20 protein-coding genes are annotated in these 19,845 nt (G+C 71.5%); 15 read left to right on the top strand and 5 right to left on the bottom strand.

Going from position 1 to position 19,845, the window contains the following annotated elements; translation table 11 throughout:
- Positions 1–216: 216 nt before the first annotated feature.
- A complete protein-coding gene (gene yczR, locus EJG53_RS01730) occupies positions 217–1,659 on the top strand; it encodes a MocR-like transcription factor YczR (protein ID WP_307721666.1) in 1,443 nt (480 codons plus the stop codon).
- A gap of 81 nt (positions 1,660–1,740) precedes the next feature.
- On the opposite strand, the gene EJG53_RS01725 is transcribed toward yczR, so the two are convergent.
- Positions 1,741–2,385, bottom strand: coding sequence for a class I SAM-dependent methyltransferase (locus EJG53_RS01725; RefSeq protein WP_125043236.1), 645 nt, complete (start codon positions 2,383–2,385; stop codon positions 1,741–1,743).
- A gap of 276 nt (positions 2,386–2,661) precedes the next feature.
- On the opposite strand from EJG53_RS01725, the gene EJG53_RS01720 reads away from it, so the two are divergent.
- The 5 genes from EJG53_RS01720 (at position 2,662) to EJG53_RS01700 (ending at position 5,925) form a co-directional block, all read left to right on the top strand.
- Entirely contained in the window at positions 2,662–3,147 is a 486-nt protein-coding gene (locus EJG53_RS01720) for a hypothetical protein (protein ID WP_125043234.1), read from the top strand.
- Positions 3,144–3,554, top strand: a complete 411-nt coding sequence (locus EJG53_RS01715) for a transcriptional regulator (RefSeq protein WP_244954918.1) — start codon at positions 3,144–3,146, stop codon at positions 3,552–3,554. The genes EJG53_RS01720 and EJG53_RS01715 overlap by 4 nt, the downstream gene beginning before the upstream one ends.
- A 38-nt stretch (positions 3,555–3,592) precedes the next feature.
- Positions 3,593–4,450: an ABC transporter ATP-binding protein gene (locus EJG53_RS01710; RefSeq protein WP_174856521.1), complete on the top strand. Its 858-nt coding sequence runs from the start codon at positions 3,593–3,595 to the stop codon at positions 4,448–4,450.
- Complete coding sequence (locus EJG53_RS01705; RefSeq protein WP_125043230.1) at positions 4,447–5,322, top strand: ABC transporter permease; 876 nt, start codon at positions 4,447–4,449, stop codon at positions 5,320–5,322. The genes EJG53_RS01710 and EJG53_RS01705 overlap by 4 nt, the downstream gene beginning before the upstream one ends.
- Before the next feature lie 153 nt (positions 5,323–5,475).
- Positions 5,476–5,925 (top strand): nitroreductase family deazaflavin-dependent oxidoreductase, encoded by a 450-nt coding sequence (locus EJG53_RS01700; protein ID WP_125043228.1) that lies wholly within the window; start codon positions 5,476–5,478, stop codon positions 5,923–5,925.
- Between the two features lie 314 nt (positions 5,926–6,239).
- On the opposite strand, the gene EJG53_RS01695 is transcribed toward EJG53_RS01700, so the two are convergent.
- Together EJG53_RS01695 and EJG53_RS01690 are read right to left on the bottom strand one after the other, a co-directional pair.
- Positions 6,240–6,509 carry a hypothetical protein gene (locus EJG53_RS01695; RefSeq protein ID WP_125043226.1) on the bottom strand — a complete coding sequence of 90 codons (270 nt, stop codon included), beginning with the start codon at positions 6,507–6,509 and terminating at the stop codon, positions 6,240–6,242.
- Positions 6,510–6,684: 175 nt separating this feature from the next.
- A complete protein-coding gene (locus EJG53_RS01690; RefSeq protein WP_125043224.1) occupies positions 6,685–7,479 on the bottom strand; it encodes an aminotransferase class IV in 795 nt (264 codons plus the stop codon).
- 135 nt (positions 7,480–7,614) lie between these two features.
- Between EJG53_RS01690 and hemC the strand changes: the two genes are divergently transcribed.
- Positions 7,615–8,550: a hydroxymethylbilane synthase gene (hemC, locus tag EJG53_RS01685; RefSeq protein WP_125043222.1), complete on the top strand. Its 936-nt coding sequence runs from the start codon at positions 7,615–7,617 to the stop codon at positions 8,548–8,550.
- A 129-nt stretch (positions 8,551–8,679) separates the two neighbouring features.
- On the top strand, positions 8,680–9,234 hold the full coding sequence (locus EJG53_RS01680) for a hypothetical protein (protein WP_174856354.1): 555 nt from the start codon (positions 8,680–8,682) through the stop codon (positions 9,232–9,234).
- A gap of 115 nt (positions 9,235–9,349) precedes the next feature.
- On the opposite strand, the gene EJG53_RS01675 is transcribed toward EJG53_RS01680, so the two are convergent.
- Positions 9,350–10,252, bottom strand: coding sequence for a CPBP family intramembrane glutamic endopeptidase (locus tag EJG53_RS01675; protein WP_244954917.1), 903 nt, complete (start codon positions 10,250–10,252; stop codon positions 9,350–9,352).
- A gap of 270 nt (positions 10,253–10,522) precedes the next feature.
- Entirely contained in the window at positions 10,523–11,458 is a 936-nt protein-coding gene (locus EJG53_RS01670; protein WP_125043220.1) for a D-alanyl-D-alanine carboxypeptidase family protein, read from the bottom strand.
- Between the two features lie 327 nt (positions 11,459–11,785).
- On the opposite strand from EJG53_RS01670, the gene EJG53_RS01665 reads away from it, so the two are divergent.
- The 7 genes from EJG53_RS01665 (at position 11,786) to EJG53_RS01635 (ending at position 19,775) form a co-directional block, all read left to right on the top strand.
- The gene (locus tag EJG53_RS01665; RefSeq protein WP_125043218.1) at positions 11,786–13,447 is read left to right on the top strand and encodes a sigma-70 family RNA polymerase sigma factor; all 1,662 of its coding nucleotides are present in this window, start codon (positions 11,786–11,788) and stop codon (positions 13,445–13,447) included.
- A gap of 730 nt (positions 13,448–14,177) precedes the next feature.
- A complete protein-coding gene (locus tag EJG53_RS01660; protein ID WP_125043216.1) occupies positions 14,178–15,194 on the top strand; it encodes a ParB/RepB/Spo0J family partition protein in 1,017 nt (338 codons plus the stop codon).
- Positions 15,195–15,235: 41 nt separating this feature from the next.
- Positions 15,236–15,883, top strand: a complete 648-nt coding sequence (locus EJG53_RS01655) for a nucleotidyltransferase family protein (RefSeq protein ID WP_125043214.1) — start codon at positions 15,236–15,238, stop codon at positions 15,881–15,883.
- Positions 15,876–16,613 (top strand): phosphotransferase, encoded by a 738-nt coding sequence (locus EJG53_RS01650; RefSeq protein ID WP_125043212.1) that lies wholly within the window; start codon positions 15,876–15,878, stop codon positions 16,611–16,613. Before EJG53_RS01655 ends, EJG53_RS01650 begins: the two co-directional genes overlap by 8 nt.
- A 173-nt stretch (positions 16,614–16,786) precedes the next feature.
- Positions 16,787–17,827: an ATP-binding cassette domain-containing protein gene (locus EJG53_RS01645; protein ID WP_125043210.1), complete on the top strand. Its 1,041-nt coding sequence runs from the start codon at positions 16,787–16,789 to the stop codon at positions 17,825–17,827.
- Positions 17,824–18,642 (top strand): ABC transporter permease, encoded by an 819-nt coding sequence (locus EJG53_RS01640; protein WP_218041896.1) that lies wholly within the window; start codon positions 17,824–17,826, stop codon positions 18,640–18,642. The genes EJG53_RS01645 and EJG53_RS01640 overlap by 4 nt, the downstream gene beginning before the upstream one ends.
- 227 nt (positions 18,643–18,869) lie before the next feature.
- Positions 18,870–19,775, top strand: coding sequence for an SGNH/GDSL hydrolase family protein (locus EJG53_RS01635; RefSeq protein WP_125043208.1), 906 nt, complete (start codon positions 18,870–18,872; stop codon positions 19,773–19,775).
- Positions 19,776–19,845: the final 70 nt, after the last annotated feature.

The following is a 19,845-nucleotide window of genomic DNA, read 5'->3' as shown; positions in this document are numbered from 1 at the left end:
CGGCTGCCTCCACCTTCTCGTCGTGTGCTGGCCCGAGTGCTTTCCGGGCCACCGAGGCGACTCTGTACAGTGATCGGCTGGCAGAACATGGCCATTGCCGGGGAAGTGGTCTGGCTGGGCGGAGCGGTCGGATGGTGCCGCAACGTGCCGGGGGAGGCGAGGGGGAGGGACATGGCGGGTACCGGGCCGCCCCAGCCCCTGAACGGGGCAGGGCACGTGGGCCGCACTCTGGGCAGCGGGCAGTTGGCCGCGCTGCTGCCCGTCCCCACGCGAGCCCGGCCCGTCTACCGCCACCTGGCGCAGGCGATCAGCGAACTGATCCTGGACGGGCGCATCGCGCTGCGCGTCAGGCTCCCCGCCGAACGCGAACTCGCCCCGGCCCTCGGCGTCAGCAGGGCCACTGTCACGGCCGTCTACGACCTGTTGCGCGAAAGCGGATTCGCGCACAGCCGCCAAGGCTCCGGCACCTGGACGGCCCTGCCCGCAGGCCGCACGCCGCGCGGCGTGACACGGCTCCTCGGCTCCCGGGACACCGCGATCGACCTGGCCAGGGCCGCGCCCGCCCTGCCGCACCAGACCCTTGCCGACGCCTTCGCCAGGGTGTCACCGCAACTGGCCGAGCACGTCGGCACTCCTGGCTACCACCCGTACGGCCTGCCGGAACTGCGCGCCGCCATCGCCGAACGCTTCACCCGACGGGGCCTGGCCACCGTGCCCGACCAGATCCTGGTCACCTCCGGCGCGCAGCACGCGCTCACGCTCGTCCTCGGCCTGCTGTGCCGCCCCGGCGACCGGGTCCTGGTCGAGAACCCGTCCTACCCGAACGCCCTGGAGGCCCTGCGGCGGGCCCGGCTGCGTACCGTGCCGCTCCCCGTGACCGACGCCGGCTGGGACACCGGGACCGTCACCTCGTCCCTCCGCCGCTCCGTGCACCGGCTGGCCTATCTGATCCCCGACTTCCACAACCCGACCGGCTGCCTCATGCCCGCGGAACAGCGCGCCCGCATCCTGCACGCCGCGCGGCACTCCGCGACATGGCTGGTCGTCGACGAGACCCTGACCGATCTCGCCCTCGACGTCCCCGCCCCGCAGCCCTTCGCCTCCTTCGCCGCCCCGGGAGGGAGCGGCCAGGTCATCACCACCGGCTCGATGAGCAAGACCTACTGGGCGGGCCTGCGCATCGGCTGGCTGCGCGCCCCCGCCCAGCTCGTCACCGAATTCGCCGGCCAGCGGATCGCCACCGACATGGGCGGCTCGGTCCTGGACCAACTCGTGGCCCTGGACCTGCTGGAACAGTCCGCCGAGCTGCTGCCGACGCGTTTGGACCAGCTACGCACCCAGCGCGCCGCCCTCACCGCCGCCCTGGCCGAGCACCTTCCGCACTGGACCTGGCAACAGCCGCCCGGTGGCCTGTCCCTGTGGGCCGACCTGGGAGAGCCCATAGCCGCTGAGCTGGCCGAACGAGCACTGGACTACGGCGTACGGATCGAGGGCGGCGCCTACTTCGCCACCGACCCGGGCCTCTTCGCGCAGCGCCTCCGCATCCCTTACACCGCGCCGCCCGACACCCTTCGTGAGGCCGTGCACCGCATGGCCGCGACGCTCGCGGACGGCCTCCCGCCCTCGGGGGCCACCCGTCGGCCGCACTGGATCGCCTGAGCCGCATCGCCGGTAGGTGGGGGTCGGGAAGTGGTGGTCGGGAAGTGGTGGTCGGGGGCGACAGGTAACCGGGATACCCGGTCAGGAGGCCCGGCGGGCCAGAAGGTACGCCCGGCGCGTCGCTGCTTCGTGGGCGTGGTGCGCCCGTTCCATCTGCATCTCCACGACGAATCCCGCCGCTTCGAGAAGCGCCGTCACCTGCGCCGGATCGAGAAACCGGAAGTCGATGTCCACGGTGTGCCCCCACCATTCGTCCAGGTGCCGGACCTCCTCGCCGACGTGGAAGGAGAGAAGGAGCAGGCCGGAAGGGCCCAGGACCCGCCGTGCCTCGTCGAAAGCGCGGCGCAGGTCGTCAGGGGCGAGGTGGATCACCGAGTAGAAGGCGACGGCAGAGCTGAACTCGCCGTCCCGTGCGGGGAGATCCAGCAGGTCGCCCTCCCGGAACTCCACCTGCGCGAACCGTCGGCGGCCCACTGCGACCATGCCCGCGGACAGGTCGATACCGACCGTGCGCGCACCGTGCCCGGCGAGCCAGGCCGCCACGTGCCCGGGGCCGCAGCCCAGGTCGGCAACCGTTCCGCCGGGTTCCGTCCGCTCCAGGAGAGCGGCGAGAAGCGCGCGGTCGAGGGGCTTTCCGGCGAGTTCGTCGTGCAGCCGGGCCGCGTACTCCTCGGCCACGGTGTCGTAGCTGCGGCGCACGGATGCGTGATGGATGTGATCCCCCATACGCGCCAGTCTGGCACGGGCGGCCGTTCGGCCAGGTTCTTGCGCGGACGGCGAGTGACGAGTGGCGGGCGCATGCTCGAAGAGCAGCCTGCGTGAACTCCTTCGCCACCGGCGGACCTTGCCGCGACAGCCCTCGCCGCACAGCTCATCCGCAGACATCGCCGTTTTGACTTGCCTGCTGGGAAAGTCTGCACTAACTTTCCTAGTGGGAAAGTCGGCGGCCGGGGATCGGTCGCCGGAGATTCGGCACGTCAAGGTTTCAGGGGGGCGATGTGCATGGGCGCACCGGTGGACGCCGAGCAGGCATGGGCGGACCTGCAGAGAATCCGTGTCCCGCAGGAGCGGGTCTACGACGAATTGGAACGCTGCACCGTGACGGGGCGTCGTGGATACCTGCCGATCGCGGCGGTGATGTGGGTCTACCTGGCCGTCAGCGGGCTCGACCTGCCCCCATGGTCGCTCTGGGTGGCCCTGGCGGCGTACGTGGGCGTCCTGGCCGCCATGGGGGTGCGGTCGAGCCGCAAGTCGCGGGTGCGGCTGCACCGTTCGCGCTACACCTGGCGCGTGTACGCCGTGTTCGGCGTGGCCGGCGGCCTGGGCGGGGCGAGCATAGTGCTCACCTCCTGGCTGGTCGAGTGGGCGGAGGTGCCGTACGGCAGCCTGGTGCAGGCCACGATATGCGCCGGCCTCTTCCTGCTCTTCACCGCGCCCGCCAACCGGTGGGCCTTCGCGCCGATGCGCCACTACGGGAGCCGTCCATGAGCACCCCCACCGGATTCGACGAACTGATCCACCCGTCCACCCGGCTGTCGGTGGTCGCGCTGCTCGCCGCCACCGAATGGGCGGACTTCCCCTTCATCCGGGACAGCCTCTCGCTCAGCGACTCGGCGCTCTCCAAACAGCTCCACACGCTGGAGGAGGCCCAGTACCTGGAGATCCAGAAGGAGGGCGGCGGGCGCAAGCGCCGGACGAAGGTCCGGCTCACCGACCGGGGCCGGACCGCTTTCGAAGGGCACGTGGCAGCGCTGCGGGCCATCGTCGACGGGGCCGCCAAGGGCCCGCCTCCCGGGGGTGCGACACCCTCGCCCGAAGACGCCACGTCGCGTACCCGCTCGTCCGGTACGGGACCGGAGAGCAACCAGCCGATGCGAACGGAGGTCCACCGGTGACCACGCCCGAGCCCGTGGTGCAGGCCCGCGACCTGCGCATGACCTACGGCTCCAGGGAAGTGCTGCAAGGCGTCGACCTGGACATCCACCGCGGCGAGATCTTCGCCCTGCTCGGGCCGAACGGCGCCGGGAAGACCACCACCGTCGAGATACTCGAAGGCTTCCGCCGGCGCTCGTCGGGTGACGTACGCGTACTCGGTACGGACCCGGTGCGCGGCGACGACGCCTGGCGCGGACGGCTCGGCCTCGTCCTGCAGTCCTGGCGCGACCACGGCCGATGGCGGGTGGGCGAGCTGGTCGGCCACTTCGCCGAGTACTACCCCGACCCGCGCGACCCGAAGGAACTGCTCGACGTCGTCGGCCTGACCGCGCAGACGGACCAACTGGTGAGCAGACTCTCCGGCGGCCAGCGCCGCCGCCTCGACGTCGCCCTCGGCATCGTCGGCCGCCCCGAGCTTCTCTTCCTCGACGAGCCCACCACCGGCTTCGACCCGGAGGCGCGCTACGACTTCCACGTCCTGGTCGAGAAGCTCTCCGCCGACGAAGGCGTCACGGTCCTGCTCACCACCCACGACCTCATCGAGGCCGAACGCCTTGCCGACCGTATCGCCGTGCTGGTCGACGGACGGATCCGCGTCTGCGGCACCCCGGCCGAACTGGCCCGGCAGGCCGCAGCACGTGCCGAGGTCCGCTGGACGGCCCAGGACGGCACGCCGCGCAGGGAACGTACCGAAGACCCCTCCCAGCTCGTGTGGGAACTGCACCGCGACACCGGCGGACCGATAGCAGACCTGGAGGTGCGCCGCCCGACGCTGGAGGACACCTACCTGCACATGGTGAACACCGAGAACCGACACCCGGGGGACCCCGGGGACCGAGAGGACAGTGCCGCATGAGGGGGACAGGACCGCAGCGCATCCTGCGGGCGGGGGTCCGGCGCGGAGGCATCGAGCTGCGCCAGCTCCTGCGCAGCAAGAAGGAGCTGAGCGGCCATCTGGCGAACGTCGTGGTGGCGCTCGTGCTCGCCACGACCATCAGCGGCACCGTACCCGGCACGGACCTGTCGATGGGCCATCTGATGCTGGTCGGGTTCTGCGCCTATCTGCTCTTCCAGCTCGGCACGCTGACCGTCCCGCAGATGCTCGTCACGGAACGCGAAGAAGGCGCGCTGCTGCGGCTGCGGGCCACACCGGGCGGCATACCGGCCTACCTGGTGGCCAAGGCGCTGCTGATCCTGGGCACGGCCGTCGGCAGTCTCGTCGTGCTGCTCGGGGCCGGCGCGGTGCTGGCCGACGGCCCGCTGCCGGCCAGTCCCGCGCAGTGGATCACTCTGCTCTGGGTCACCGGCCTCGGGCTGCTCGCGGTCGTGCCGCTCGGCGCCGCCATCGGTGCCGTCCTGCCCAACCCGCGTGAGGCGCTGGCCCTGATCGTGCTGCCCTCCATGGCGCTGCTCATGATCTCCGGGACGATGTTCCCGTTGTTCCGGATGCCGCAGATCGTGCAGCAGATAGCCTCGGTGTTCCCGCTCAAGTGGTTGGCTCAGGGGCTACGGTCGGCATTGCTGCCGGACAGCGCCGTCGCCGCCGAGGTGTCGGGCTCCTGGCAACTGCCCACGGTCGCCCTGGTCCTCACCGCCTGGGCCGTCCTCGGCTTCCTCCTCGCCGTACCGCTGCTGCGCAGGACCACCCGACGCGAATCCGGTTCCCGTCTGGCGGGACGCCAGCACAAGGCCGCCATGAACGGCGCGGGCGCACCGGCGGCGCGGTAGCTCCGGGCCCGCCACCGGCCACGACACCACCCCGCGGGAAGATTGCGTACGCCCCCTGTGTTGAGGAAGGGTCAGGTCGGTTCCGCCGTGGGCGGGACCGTAGGACACCACGCCCGCTCGGGCGGACGACGATGCGACGATGGGACGGATGCCATGCCACTTGAGGGCGAGTACGAGCCGAGCCCGGAGAAGTGGGTACGGGACCAGGTCGAGCTCTACGAGAGCAGCGGCGGCACCCAGGGAACGACGATGCGGGGCCGGCCGGTCATCATCCTGACGACCCGGGGCGCCAAGTCGGGCAAGATCCGCAAGTCCCCGCTGATGCGGGTGGAGCACGAGGGCCGCTACGCCGTCGTCGCCTCGCTGGGCGGTGCTCCCAAGCATCCGGTCTGGTACCACAACATCGTGGCGGACCCCCGGGTGGAGTTGCAGGACGGCCCCGTCCGTATGGACCTGGTGGCCCGTGAGGTGACGGGCGAGGAGAAGGCGTTGTGGTGGGGGCGTGCGGTCGAGGCGTTCCCCGACTACGCCGACTACCAGCAGAAGACCGACCGTGACATCCCCGTCCTGGTCCTGGAGCCCCCGGAGCAGCCCCACAGCTAACGGCGCCGGAACGGCTGACCGGCGCCGGCGTCGGTGCCCGGTCAGCGGAGCGGCCCCCGCCGAAAGCTTCCGGCAGGGGCCGCTCTGTCTGCGTTCCGTCATCCGCCACGGAGTGCTGGAACCGTGCGGCAGGCTTGGTGCGTGGCAGCGGCCGCCGTCGGGATGCCCGGTGAAGGGCGTCCGGACACGTGCGTGAAGGGGAGGTGACAGCCGGTGCCACGGCGCCGTCGGCGTGCGACCGGACGGTGCCTGCCCGCCCCCGCGCCGTGGAAGGACGCGGGGCACGGCCGTCGGCGTGCCGACGCGTATCCGGGTCAGTGCCAGACGGCCTTGAAGTAGCGGCCGTAGTCGAACTCGCCGCTCGCCTTGCTGTGGGCGTAGGCGGCGCCGGTGGCGGTGACACCCGAGGGGCCGCCGACGTTGTAGTGGCGGTACCCGCCGAGCGTGTTCTCCGACGAGTAGCCGCCGGAGCCGTACGCGCCTGCCGCGGCGGCGCCACCGCCCGAGTCGGCGGCGGCGGGCCCGGCGGCCAGGAAACCGGCCGCCGTGACACCGGCGAGGGTGATCGCGACGTTACGAAGCATGTGACTCTCCTGAGACTGAGGTGGGTGGACCTGACGAGATGACCTTGTCCCAGCCTCCGCCGGTCCGCACGCCGGGACGGGCGAACGGGGTGACGGCGCCCCCGCGACCCCTCTCCACGTCCCCTTCTTCTCGGCCCTGCCTCACCACCCGTCAGCGCCTCACCACCCGTCAGTTTCAGATGTCGTCCCAGGGCGCGGTCGCGTACAGGCCCCTGACCGTACGGACCAGCTCGGCGTCCGCGGGAAAGGCGACATCGTCGACCAGCGCGACAGCGGCGACACCACGCGAGTTGCTGACGAAGGCGCCGCCGAAGGACGCCAGGTCGTCGAGGTGTACGGCCTGCTCGCGCCAGGGCACGCCGGCGCGTTCCAGCTCCTGACGGAGCACCAGCATCGTGATGCCTTCCAGGGCGGGCGCGTCCGGCCAGACGACCGTGCCGCCCGCGACGAAACCGACGTTGGTGATGGTGCCCTCGGCGACCGTGCCGTCCGGCGCCACCAGCAGGCCCTCGTCGAACCCGGCCGCCGTGACCTGCCGCAGGTGGAGGCCCTGCCCGAACTCGCCCAGGTGCTTGATGTGGGCCGCGGGCCGCTGGTAAGGGATGCTGCGGAGCCGTTGCGCGGCCGCGGGCTCCGGCGCGGGCGGCTTTACGGTCACCAGCGTGGCCGGGCCGTCGCCTGGCTGCGGGCGGTATGCGTACACCCGTACGGAAGCGTCGCGCAAGGCTTTCCGGCCCAGCGCGTGCCGGATCCGCTCGCGCACCAGGTCACCGTCCAGCCGCTCACCGAAGAGTTCACGGGTGGCCGCGTCCAACCGGGCGAGGTGGAACCCCAGCCCGCGCACCCGGCCGTCCCTGACCTGCATGGCGGTGAAATGCCCGTACCCGCTAATCAGCGCGAACAGCAGCGGTGTCCCGGCCTCGGCCCCTTGGCCGTCGATGTCTATGTAGGGGTCGGGAAAGGCGTTCATGGTCGTCACCCTAGGCGCCGTCGCCGTGGCCTGAACAGCGAAGGGCGGCGCCGGACGAGGACGGGTTGCCCCTCCGCCCCGTGTCCAAGTGTTCGCCGAGCCGGAGCCGGGCCCCGACGCCCTAGGGTGTACGCCATGTCCGCCCCTGAACTGATCCGCATCGTCTCGCGTTCCTCTCCCATGGCACTCGCCCAAGTGGAGCGCGTCCGCGGCGAGCTGGCCGCCCGGCACCCCGGAATCCGTACGGAGGTCGTGCCCGTCACGACGTCCGGTGACCGCTGGATGGGTGACCTGTCCGCACTCGGGGGCAAGGGCGCCTTCACCAAGGAGGTGGACGCCGCCCTGCTGGCCGGGGAGGCGGACCTCGCCGTGCACTGCGTCAAGGACATCCCGGCCGACCGCCCCCTGCCCGCCGGGACCACCTTCGCGGCCTTCCTCCAACGGGACGACATCCGCGACGCCCTCATCCACCCCGGCGGACTCACCCTCGACCAGTTGCCCGACGGCACGCGCGTCGGCACCTCCTCCGTACGCCGTGTCGCGCAGCTCGCCGCCTCGTACCCGCACCTCCAGTGCGTGCCGATGCGCGGCAACGCCAACCGCCGCCTGGAGAAGCTGCACGCGGGGGACGCCGACGCCCTCCTGCTGGCCGTCTCCGGTCTGGAGCGCATCGGCCGCCGCGACGTCGTCACCGAGATCCTGTCGGCCGAGACGATGTGCCCGCCCATCGGCGCCGGCATCCTGGCCCTCCAGTGCCGCGAGGACGACACCGGCACCATTGACGCGGTCAGCGCGCTCGGCGACCGCGACGCCTTCCGGGAAGCCACCGCCGAACGGATGTTTCTGCACGTGCTGCAGGGCCACTGCAACTCGCCGATCGCCGGGTACGCGAAGACCGAGCGCAGCGGCGAACTGTCCCTGCGGGCCTGCGTGTTCACCCCCGACGGCAAGACCGTACTCAACGCGCACGAGTGGGCCGGACCGCTCGACCCGGCCACTCTGGGCACGTCCGTCGCCGTCGCGCTGCTGCGCCAGGGAGCGCGCGACCTCATCGACTCCATCGCGCACTGACGGGCCGCCGGCGTACCGGCGGCAGGTCCGTCCGTAACTCCAATGGGTCTGCTTTTGGCGGATCGGGTCATGTATGGGACCAGCCGTCCCTACGGTGCCGTTGTACGCACACGGCACGGGAGGACCGCCATGACCCACTCCATCGACCTGGAAGAGCTGGCCTTCGTCGCGACCGTCATGGAACGGGCGCACCGGCTGCTCGACGCCGAGGAGAAAAAGCTGCCGCCCCGCACGGCGGACGGACTCGAAGGGCCGGGCAGCCCGCACCAGACGCTGCTGGGCGCCGGCGAGCTGGCCCGAGGGGTGGACGACGCGGTGCGGCGGATCGCCCTGGCGGTCGGTTACGCGTGCGCCGGCCTGCACAGCCACGCGCTGCGGGCGGCGCACCACGCGCACGTCGCCCCGCGCAGTGTGCCGGGCGGCACCGACCGGATGGCCAGGCCGCTCAGCTCGGGCACCATCGAGGCGCTGAAGCTGGTACGGCAGGTGTCCGACTTCTTCGGCGAGGGGCTGCGGGAGCACATCGACCGGTCGCTCGCGGCCCCCGAGGCGACCTGGCCGCCCGCCGACTGGAAGCAGTACGACGAGGAACGCATGAAATCCGCGGCCTCCGTCGCCTCCGGCCGGTCCGTCTCCTCCCACCTCGGCCGGCACGAATCCGTGACAGCGGCCCCCGACCAGTGACAGCAGCTCCCGCCCGGTTGTAGTTGCCCCGACCGATGGCGGCCGCCGCGACTCGTGATTGCTGGCCTCGCCCCGGTCCGGGGCGAGTGGCAGGTCTTCCACGCACGGAGCTCGCTCACCGGGCCACGGCGGCCCCGGCACCCGGGTACGGGCGGGACGCTGACGGGTGCCGACGGTCGCCCGGGGCGTACGTGGACGGCCGGAGCCGCCCGGTCAGCGCGAGGAAGACGACGAACGCGGCCGTGACGATCCAGCCGGGCCAGCCGGTCAGCCCCATGTGCAGGGGGTCCAGGGGAGCGTCCGGCGTGGCGCACACCTTGACCATGCCCACGCCCGCCGTGCTCACGAAGGTGTGGCCGAGTACCGCGGGCACCACCGAACCGGAACGCAGCCGCAGCCAGGTGAAGACCGGCAGGATGAGTACGCAGCTCATCACCATGGCGGGTACGGACACGTACCAGGGCCGGCCGGGGTACTGCCCGCCCATCAGCAGGGTGGGCAGGTGCCACAGCGCGAAGGCGGCGCCGGTGCCCACGTACGCCCACACCAGGCGCGCGCCCCCGCCGTCCCGTGCCAGACGGGGGAAGAGATAGCCCTGCCAGCCCAGTTCCTCGCCGAAGAACAGCGGCAGGGAGACCAGCATCTGAAGGAGCATGGCGGCGGCCCAGGGAGCGACGGCCTCCCACCGCACACCGAAGGGATAGTGCCCGGCCGCGGCTCCGACACCGAGCGCGAGGGTGGTCAGCGCCGCCGGGACCGCGAGGGCCAGCAGGCAGGAGCGTACGGTGCGGCCGTGGGGCCGGGGCCACCGCAGGGCGAGGACGTCCCGTATCCGGCCGGCGCGGTCCACGTACCGGACGACGAGGAGCGCGGCGAGCGCCGGGGCGAACATCGCGGCCGAGATGCACACCTCCTCCAGTGCGCCGGTCACCGACCGGGCGCTCTCCCGCCGGAAATCCGTGAGCAGGAGGGGTGCCATGGCTGCCCACATGCCCAGGTTGGCCACGACAAGAAACACCAGGAGTCCACGGCGGCGCGGAGCCGGGGGAGAGGGCCGGGCCTGGGACGCATGTGGGTCCGGCGGCGAGGGAGGAGGCATCCGTACGGAGTTGGTCATGAGCAAGGACGCTAGAAGCGCGCCCCGGCGCGGAGAATACGGCCGGCCCCCGTCCCCGGCCTGGGGCCACCCCCACCACCGGAGGGCACCCACCGGTCCTGCCGTCCCGGAAGGCGGCAAGGGAAAGGGCCTGCCCGCGGCCGGATGCCGCGGGCAGGCCCTTTCCGTGGCTCACACCTTGAAGCCGTAGTCCAGCAGCTTCTTGGCGTCGGCGGTGCGGTTGGCCACCGAGGAGGAGGCGAGGACCGTACCGATGACCGTCTTGCCGTTCCGGGTGGCGGCGAAGACCAGGCAGTACTTGGCCTCCGGACCCGAACCCGTCTTGACGCCGATGGTGCCGGCGTAGCTGCCGAGCAGGTCGTTGGTGTTGGTCCACGACATGTAGCGGTAGCCGCCGCTCTTCGTCGTGACCTTCTGCTTGGTGGACTTGGTGCCCACGACACTGCGGAACGTGGCGTTCTTCATCGCGGCGGAGGCCAGCTTCGTCAGATCACGCGGCGTCGAGTAGTTCGCACCGTTGCCGATGCCGTCGAACGAGTCGAAGTGCGTGTTCTTCAGACCGAGGTTCTTCGCCGCGGTGTTCATCTGGCCGATGAACGACTTCACCCGCGCCGCCCGGGTGGACCCGGTGCCGAACTTGTCGGCCAGCGCGTACGCCGCGTCGCACCCGGACGGGAGCATCAGCCCGTACAGGAGCTGGCGGACGGTGACCTTGTCACCGACGATGAGCCGGGCCGACGAGGCGGTCTTGGCGACGATGTAGTCGCTGTACGCCTTGTCGACCGTGACCTTGGTGTCCAGGTTGAGCTTCTTCTGGGACAGCACCACCTGAGCCGTCATGATCTTGGTGGTGGAACCCATGGAACGGCGGCTGTCCGCCGCCTTGGCGAAGGCCGCTTTGCCGTTGCCGTTGTTCATCACGAAACCGCCCGCCGCGGTGATCGCGGGGGCCTTGGGTGCCGCGGCCTTGACCGCGGCCTTCGCCGGGGCGGTCTTGGGCGCCGCGGCCTGGGCCGGGGCGGCGAACGTCCCGGTCAGCAGAACGGCTCCCGCGGCGGTGACGGCCGTCGCGGACAGGCGACGTACGCCCTTGATGCCAGTTTTCAACGTGTTTTCTCCAAATGCCGCTTCAGTACGGCCACATGAGAGGGTGGCTTCCTCGTGAGACGCACGAGTCACGCCGAAGGATGCACCCGGCGGCCCGTTTCCCCCAACCTTTGCCCTGACATTTCGGGATCAGATGGGGCAAGTCCGCCCCGGAGGCCGTTTTCCCAGCGCATCCCGTCGCCCCTCCCGGTGGGCATCGCGCCCGCCCTCCGCCAGCCCGTACGAATCTGACGGACGATTGCTCGATTTCTGTTATCGGCGCCGCCCCCGCAGCATCTCCTGTGTGTGGGACGGAACAAGCCCGAGCCGAAAGAGAGTGGACAGAGCGTGAGCAGCGAACTCGATCCTGCGGTGATTGCGGCCGCGCAGGCGGGGGACGGGCAGGCCAGGGACCAGCTCGTCACCGCGTCCATGCCCCTGGTGTACAACATCGTGGGACGCGCGTTGCACGGCCACGCGGACGTGGACGACGTGGCGCAGGAGACGATGCTCCGGGCCCTCGGCAGCCTCGGCGACCTCCGTGACCCGGGCAGCTTCCGGTCCTGGCTGGTGGCCATCACGATGAACCAGATACGGGCGCACTGGCGGCAGGACCAGGCAGCCCCCGTCGCCGGCGGTCTGGACGACGCCTACGACGTCCCCGACCCTCGCGCCGACTTCGTCGGACTGACCATCGTCCGCCTCGGCCTGTCCGGACAGCGTCGGGAGGTCGCCGAAGCCACCCGCTGGCTCGACGAAGGCGACCGCGCGCTGCTGTCCCTGTGGTGGCTGGAGGCGGCCGGCGAACTGACCCGCGCGGAGGTCGCCGCCGCGATGGAGCTGACGCCCCAGCATACGGCCGTACGGGTCCAGCGGATGAAGTCCCAGCTCGAAGCGTCCCGCGTGGTCGTCCGCGCGCTGTCCTCGACGCCGCGGTGCGTGCTGCTGGACACGGTGACCGAACAGTGGGACGGAGTGCCCTCCGCACTGTGGCGCAAGCGCATCGCGCGGCACGCCCGCGAATGCACCGTCTGCTCCTCCCTCTCGTCCGGGCTGGTACCCGCCGACCGGCTGCTGGTCGGCCTCGCCCTGGTGCCCCTGGCCGCCACCCTCGCGCCGGACACCATGGACACCCCGGTCCTCGCGGCCGCCGCTTCCCAGCAGTCCGCCTCCGCCGTGTCCGCGGCCGCGGGCGGCGCGGTGCCGGTCACCGGCCCGGCCACGGGAGGTGGCCGCGCCCAGCTCCGTGACGCACTGCGGGAGAGCCGCCGGGTCCGCCGCCGTCGCGCCGTCACCGCGGCCGCCGTGGCGGCGGCCGCCCTCGCCACGGTGGGCGGCGCGCTGCCGCTGTTCATCGGCGGCCCGGACGACGAGCCCGGTACCTCACGGGCCGCGACGGAACCCGAATCGGCCCCCCTGGCCACGCCCTCGGCGGCGACCCCCACCCCGTCCCCCTCCAAGGCGAGCCACAGCCCGAGCCCCACCCCGTCGCCGTCCGTGTCGTCCTCCAAGGAGCCGCACACCCCGAGGAAGAAGCGGGCTCCCTCCGAACCGGCCGCCCCGGCACCGCGCCCGTCCTCCGCCGCCCCCGCCCCCGTCCCGGCCGCCGGTTCCGGAAGCGGCGGGTCGGCCTTCGCCCAGCAGGTCACCGCTCTGGTCAATTCCGAGCGAGCGAAACAGGGCTGCTCACCCGTCCGCGCCAATGACCAGCTCGTCACCGCGGCCCGGCGTCATTCCCAGGACATGGACGCCAGGAATTATTTCGACCACACCAGCCCGGACGGTACGGACCCGGGTGACCGCATCACGGCCGCCGGATACCGGTGGAGCACTTACGGCGAGAACATCGCCAGGGGACAGCGTTCGGCCGACGAGGTGATGAAGAGCTGGATGAACAGCCCCGGCCACCGGGCGAACATCCTCAACTGCGACTTCAAGGAAATCGGCATAGGCACCCACGACACGTCCGGCGGGCTGACGTGGACGCAGGTGTTCGGCGCGCGGAGCTAGCCACGGACCGAGACGAAGACGTGTCCGTATCCGTACGGGCGCGGGGTCGGCCGACGCCCCTCCCCGAGCCCGTACGGACCCGGACGCATCTGTGCTGCCCCGAAAGAATTCAAGGCAATTCTCATCGGACAAGTCTCCCCGGAATTGTCCGGATACAGGGCCGGCCACCGCCCTGAGCAGGCCGGACAAGTGCTGGACAAGTCCTGGACAAGAGCCCCCTTCCCTGCCCCGGCGCGCCAGCTCAGCATCAGCAGCACAACGGCATCTTCGAGCCACGAACGCCCGGTACGGAAAGCCCGGCGGTTCCGGCCGAAGATGCCGTGAGACCACGGCCGCCTGGAACACCCCGGTCGTGGCGGCGCGGCGGCGGGCCGTGGGTTTGGGGACGGGCCACCGGTTTCCGGCCCGCCGCGCCGAGCGGGGCCGGAGCGGGGGAGCGCATACGAGCGGATGCGCTCCGCCGCTCCGGAACCGTTCCCGCTCTCCGCCTTCTCGCAGCTCCTGTCCGAAGGCCGAAAGCCAAGGCCGAAAAGCCGAAAAGCGCAGCGACGAAAAGCCGCAAGGGCCGAGAGCGTAAAGGCCCGAAAGGCGCGGGAGCCCGAAAGGCAGAAACGGTACGGCACCCACCGGTCGCACTCCCGGCAGCACGGGGCGGGACCGGCCCACCCGTAAACCGTCCGCCGCTCCGCAACCGGAGAGCGAACGGGACCTACGGACCGAGGAGGGGCAAGTGGAACCTGGGCAGTCGCAGGTCGACCTGCACACGGTCGTCGATGTCGAGATCAGTGCCTTGTCGGTGAGCGATTCGCCGAGGATCTCGGGGGAGAACCAGGAGCACATCGAACTGCTGGCGGTCGCCGACGCACCGCTGCCACCCATCATCGTCCACCGCGGCACGCTGCGCGTCATCGACGGCGCACACCGGCTGCGGGCGGCCCAGCGACGCGGCTGGTCCACCATCCCCGTACGGTTCTTCGACGGCGGCGACGCGGACGCCTTCGTCCTCGCCGTCGAGTCCAACACCGGCCACGGCCTGCCGCTGACCAAGGCCGACCGCAAGCGCGCGGCCGAGCGCATCATCGCCTCGCACCCGATCTGGTCGAACCGGATGATCGCCTCGATCACGGGAGTGGCACCGGCGACGGTGGCCAAGGTCCGCCGCCGGATGCCGGGCGGCGCGGCCGAACGCGGCCGCGTCGGCCAGGACGGCCGCTTCCGTCCGCTCGACGGTGCGGAGGGCCGCAGGCAGGCCGCCGAACTCATCGCCGCCGACCCGGACCTGTCACTCCGGCAGATCGCGCAGCGGACCGGCATCTCCCCGGAGACGGCGCGCGACGTACGCAACCGGATCCGCCGCGGGGAAGAGCCCCTGCTCGCCGCGCGCGGCAAGCGCGCCGCGCAACAGGGACGCGGCCCCGGCAGGCCCCCGGGGCAAAGGCCCCGCCCGGCATCCGGCGGACCGGTGGCTCACATCAGGATGCCCTTGGCGGACCGGCGCCGCGTCGTGAACCGGCTCAAGGGCGACCCCGCCCTGCGCTACAGCGACACCGGCCGCACCCTGCTGCGGCTGCTCGGCATCCACACCGTCAGCCCGGAGGAGTGGGAGAAGATCACGGAGGGCCTTCCGCAGGGCCACCGCCGGACCGTCGCCCAACTGGCCCGCGCGTACGCCGACAACTGGTCGGAACTGGCCCACCGCGCCGCCGAACGCGATGCCGCCGAGCCGGCCGGAGTGCGCGGGACATAAGGCCGGCCGGCGGCCGGGCGGGATGTGATAGGCAAGGTCCGGTGATCAGCAGACTCCCTCTCGACCGGCAACTCGACTCCCTGCGTGCGACGCTCTCCCGCAACGAGGTGTTGACGGAAGTGCTGTCGCGCACCGCGACGCTGGACCTGCCCGGGTGGTACGTGACGGCGGGATGCCTCTTCCAGACCGTGTGGAACGTGGCCACGGGCAGGCCGCCGACCGCCGGCATCAAGGACTACGACGTCTTCTACTTCGACGGCACGGACCTCTCCTGGGAGGCGGAGGACGCCGCCATCGAGGCCGGACGGAAGGTCTTCACCGGACTGCCCGCCGAGGTCGAGATCCGCAACGAGGCGCGCGTCCACCTCTGGTACACAGAGAAGTTCGGCGTGGCCTGCCCGCCGTACGACTCCACCGAGGCCGCCATCGACCGCTTCGCCGCGACGACCTGCTGTCTGGGCGTGCGCACGGAGCGGGACGGCCGATGGCGGGTGTACGCGCCGCACGGGCTGTCGGACGTCTTCAACCTCGTCGTCCGCCCCAACCCCGTCCTCGCGCCACGGTCGGTCTACGAGGCGAAGGCCGCCCGGTGGCAGCAGCAGTGGCCCGAGCTGACCATTCTCGAATGGCCCGCGCCGAGCGGCACGGACGGTACGACCGGCAGCCCTCCGCAGCGGCAGAATGCCTGAAACACCACTGCCGGGCGGCTTCGTCCAGCACGTCGTACGGGTCGGCGCCACGGTGCGCCGTCCTGCCTCGGCCGCCACCGCTTTCGTCGGTGAGCTGTTGAAACTCTTCGAGGCCCGCGGCTGGCCCGGCGCACCGCGGTACCTGGGCATCGACGAGGACGGGCGCGAGACGCTCACCTACCTGGACGGGCATGTGGCCTGGGAACGCGAACAGCCGCCTGCTGTGCACGCGGCGGAAACCCTGGAGCGGGTCGCCCGGCTCGTACGCGAATTCCACGACCTGACGGCCGGCACCGACCTGGCCGGAGCGCACGAGGTCGTCTGCCACAACGACCTCGCGCCCAGGAACACGGTCTACCGGCCGGTCGGCGGCACCCTGCGCCCGGTGGCCTTCATCGACTGGGACCTGGCGGCGCCGGGCGAACGTGTCCACGACATCGCCCACGTGTGCTGGCAGTACATCGGCCTCGGGCCGCGCGTCGAGGATGTCGCCGACAGCGCGCGGCGACTGCGGCTGGTCGCCGACGCATACGGCCTGACCGACCGGGACTGGCTGATCCCCACGATCCTGTGGTGGCAGGACCGGTGTTGGCGGGGCATCGAGGCTGGCGCCCGGGCGGGCGACCCGGCGATGGTCCGCCTCCGCGACGCCGGAGCGGTCACCGAGGTGCGGGACGCCTTCGCGTGGGTCGGTGCTCACCGCGACGTACTGGCCCGCGCGCTCCGCTGACGGAGCCGCGGCGCGACGGAGGCGCGCTTGCCACCCACGCGCCCTCTTGTTAGCGTCGCCGCGACATCTCACCGTAGGGTTCAGCCTTCGCCGTCCCTCGCCGTTCAGCCTCCTCGTGTCCAGTGACACCAGGAAGGTGGGAGTCGCACCGAATCTGACAAAGGTGTGCGGCGATGGCTGCGGTACAGCAGGCTGCAACGGCACTGGAAGCCGTTGAACTCGTGAAGACCTACCGGACAGGCAGGAACAAACCCCCCGTCTCCGCTGTGCGCGGACTGAGCTTCGCCGTGGCGCGGGGGACCGTCTTCGGGCTGCTCGGTCCGAACGGGGCGGGCAAGTCCACCACGGTGAAGATCCTCTCCACATTGGCGGCCGCCGACTCGGGAGCGGCCCGCGTCGCCGGCATCGACGTGGCGGCCCACCCGGAGCGGGTACGCCGGGCGATCGGGCTCGTGGCCCAGAAACCCGGCACCGACCCGATGGCCACCGCGACCGAGAACCTGCTGCTCGCGGGCCGCCTCCACGGGATGCCCCGCCGGGACGCCAGGGCACGGGCCCGTGAACTCGTACGGCGCTTCGGCCTGGCCGACGCCGCGGACCGGCTGGTGCGCACGTACTCCGGCGGCATGGCGCGCAAACTGGACATCGCGCTCGGGCTGATGCACCGTCCGCAGGTGCTGTTCCTCGACGAGCCGACGACGGGTCTCGACCCCCAGTCCCGTACGGAGCTGTGGCACGAGATCACCAGGCTGGCCGCCGAGGAGCGGATGACGGTGCTGCTCACCACGCACTATCTGGACGAGGCCGATCACCTGGCCGACCGGCTCGCGATCGTCGACCACGGTACGGTCGTTGCCACCGGCACTTCGGAGGAGCTGAAGAGCGAACTGCGCGGCGACGCGGTGCAGATCGAGCTCGCCGAAGCCGACAACAGGGCACGGACAGTGCTGCAACGGGTGCCGGAACTGCGGGAGATCACCGTGGACGGTCGCACGGTCCGTGGCCGTACCGACGACGGAGCCCGTGCGCTGCCGCCCGCGTTGGCCGCACTGGAGGAAGCGGGCGTCGCCGTGACCTCCGCGACGCTCGCCCGCCCTTCCCTCGACGACGTCTACCTCCGGCACACCGGCCACAGCATCGGAGCCACCGGCAGCGCGGGAGCCGATGTCTCGAAGGGGCTCGACGCCTCGCAGGGGCTGGAGGCGGCGAAGTGACGAGCACACACATGAGCCCCGCCGGCCCGCGCGCGCTGACCGCAATGGCCCACTGCGCGTACCTCACCGGCCGTCTGCTGCGTACCCTGCGGCGGTCGCCCGCCTTTCTCGTCATCGGACTCGTGCAGCCGGTCATCTGGCTGCTGCTGTTCGGACAGCTCTTCCGTTCCGTAGTGAACCTGCCCGGCTTCACGACCGGCAGCGGCGGCTTCCTGCAATTCCTCACGCCGGGGGTGGTCATGATGACCGCGCTGTTCGCGAGCGCGTGGGCGGGGACAACCTACCTCCAGGACATCGACCGCGGCGTGATGGACCGGCTGCTCACCTCACCGGCCGGGAGGGGCGCCATGATGGGCGCGGGCCTGGCCTACCAGGCAGTCCAGACCGTCGTGCAGAGCTTGGCCGTCGTGGCCGTCGCCCTGGCCGCCGGGGCTCGTTTTCCCGGAGGCGTGACCGGCGTAGGCGTCACCGTTCTCGCCGCGGTGCTGCTGGCGCTGATCTTCTCGGCGCTGTCCAGCGCCGTCGCTCTGCTGACCCGCCAGCAAGCCACGCTGATTGCCATCTCCCAGTTCACCACCCTGCCGCTGATGTTCCTGAGCTCCGCCGTGATGGACCTCCGCCTCGCCCCGGGCTGGGTCGGGAACATCGCCGCCTGCAACCCCGTGGAATGGGCGGTCGCCGCCGCCCGGCAGGCGCTGCTGGCGCGTGCCGACCGGGAAGCGGTCTGGGCGCACCTGGCTCTGCTCGCCGCTGTGGCTCTCGCGATGAGCTTCCTGGCCACGCGGGCGTTCCGGGTCTACCGCAGGTCGGCGTAAGGAGGAGGGGCACCGGCCGACGCTCTGCGCCGGCCCGCCGCCTGGCCACGCCGTCGCGGTACGGGAGCGACGCCGCCGACGCGATCCGCGGCTCACCGGTGATCAAGGGGACGGCCGGGCCCGGATCGCGGCCACCGTGTGAGCACCGTATGACGGGCATTCCCGCGGTATGTGAGCGGCAGATGACGAGCGCCGGTATCGCCTGTGCACCGTGATTGCCTCGAAGCATGCACAGCAAGCACATGGACCAGACCCCGTCCCCCTCGCAGCAGCCCGCCACCTCCGACCCGTCCGCCACGCCCGTCGCTCCGGCGCGGCGCTCCGGAGGACTGAAGACCCCGGGCATGGCCGCCGGGGCCCTGCTCGTGGGCGCCTCCCTTCTCGCCCTCACCGGCTGCGGAAACTCGGAGCCCGGCAAGAACGACGGGGCCTCGGCGTCCGCCGCCGCGTCGCCCGCGGAGAACAAGGGCGGTAAGCACCTCTCCAAGCTGCTCTGGATGGGCGACTCGATAGCCGAGGCGGAGGCCCCCGCCCTGGGGGCCGCCATGAAGGCCGGCGGCGTGGAGTTCAAGTCCATCGCCTCCGCGGGCGGCGGCACGGTCGTCAAGGGTGAGGGGCCCACCGCCGAATTCGCCGACGGCACCTTCAAGGACCTGTCCAAGGCGGTCGGCTCCTTCCACCCGGACGTCATCGCCTACCAGGTCACCACCTATGACTGGGGCACTCCCGCTCAGCAGAGCAGCTCGTACGAGCGCCTCGCGAAGGTCGCGAAGGACGCGGGCGCCGAACTCGTCCTCGTCTCCGCCCCACCGTTCAAGATCGACGAGTTCTACAAGGGGCACGAGGCCGCCATCGCGTCGGCGCCCAAGGCGGCCAAGGAGGCGGCCGAGAAGAATCCGGACCAGATCCGCTTCCTCGACGCCTCCGCGCTGTGGGGCACCGACAGCGCCGCGGGCAAGGCCCAGCGCAGCAAGGACGGTATCCACTCCTGCCAGCAGGGCTCCGCGGCGTTCGCCAACTGGTTCGGGCAGGAGCTGAGCAAGCAGTACTCCTTCACGCCCGCCGCCGTGGACCGGTGGGCGAAGGGCTCGTGGACCGGCGACAAGGTCTACGGCCAGCTCAAGTGCGGCTGAGCCCGTAGGGCTTCCTGCATGCGGCGGCCACCGTGTCGCCGCGGCTGCCGCTGCAGTCCCCGACGTCGTT

Origin of the sequence: Streptomyces chrestomyceticus JCM 4735 (assembly GCF_003865135.1) — a bacterium.
In the GTDB taxonomy this organism is placed as follows: domain Bacteria; phylum Actinomycetota; class Actinomycetes; order Streptomycetales; family Streptomycetaceae; genus Streptomyces; species Streptomyces chrestomyceticus.
This window is presented reverse-complemented; position numbering and strand designations above follow the sequence as displayed.

Bases quoted from the DNA above. Each gene is read 5' to 3' on its own strand.
- EJG53_RS01680 (WP_174856354.1), top strand. From the start codon at position 8,680: ATGACCCACTCCATCGACCTGGAAGAGCTGGCCTTCGTCGCGACCGTC.
- EJG53_RS01690 (WP_125043224.1), bottom strand. From the start codon at position 7,479: ATGAACGCCTTTCCCGACCCCTACATAGACATCGACGGCCAAGGGGCC.
- EJG53_RS01705 (WP_125043230.1), top strand. From the start codon at position 4,447: ATGAGGGGGACAGGACCGCAGCGCATCCTGCGGGCGGGGGTCCGGCGC.
- EJG53_RS01695 (WP_125043226.1), bottom strand. From the start codon at position 6,509: ATGCTTCGTAACGTCGCGATCACCCTCGCCGGTGTCACGGCGGCCGGT.
- EJG53_RS01725 (WP_125043236.1), bottom strand. From the start codon at position 2,385: ATGGGGGATCACATCCATCACGCATCCGTGCGCCGCAGCTACGACACC.
- EJG53_RS01645 (WP_125043210.1), top strand. From the start codon at position 16,787: ATGGCTGCGGTACAGCAGGCTGCAACGGCACTGGAAGCCGTTGAACTC.
- hemC (WP_125043222.1), top strand. From the start codon at position 7,615: ATGTCCGCCCCTGAACTGATCCGCATCGTCTCGCGTTCCTCTCCCATG.
- EJG53_RS01710 (WP_174856521.1), top strand. From the start codon at position 3,593: ATGACCTACGGCTCCAGGGAAGTGCTGCAAGGCGTCGACCTGGACATC.
- EJG53_RS01635 (WP_125043208.1), top strand. From the start codon at position 18,870: ATGCACAGCAAGCACATGGACCAGACCCCGTCCCCCTCGCAGCAGCCC.
- EJG53_RS01650 (WP_125043212.1), top strand. From the start codon at position 15,876: ATGCCTGAAACACCACTGCCGGGCGGCTTCGTCCAGCACGTCGTACGG.
- EJG53_RS01700 (WP_125043228.1), top strand. From the start codon at position 5,476: ATGCCACTTGAGGGCGAGTACGAGCCGAGCCCGGAGAAGTGGGTACGG.
- EJG53_RS01715 (WP_244954918.1), top strand. From the start codon at position 3,144: ATGAGCACCCCCACCGGATTCGACGAACTGATCCACCCGTCCACCCGG.
- EJG53_RS01720 (WP_125043234.1), top strand. From the start codon at position 2,662: ATGGGCGCACCGGTGGACGCCGAGCAGGCATGGGCGGACCTGCAGAGA.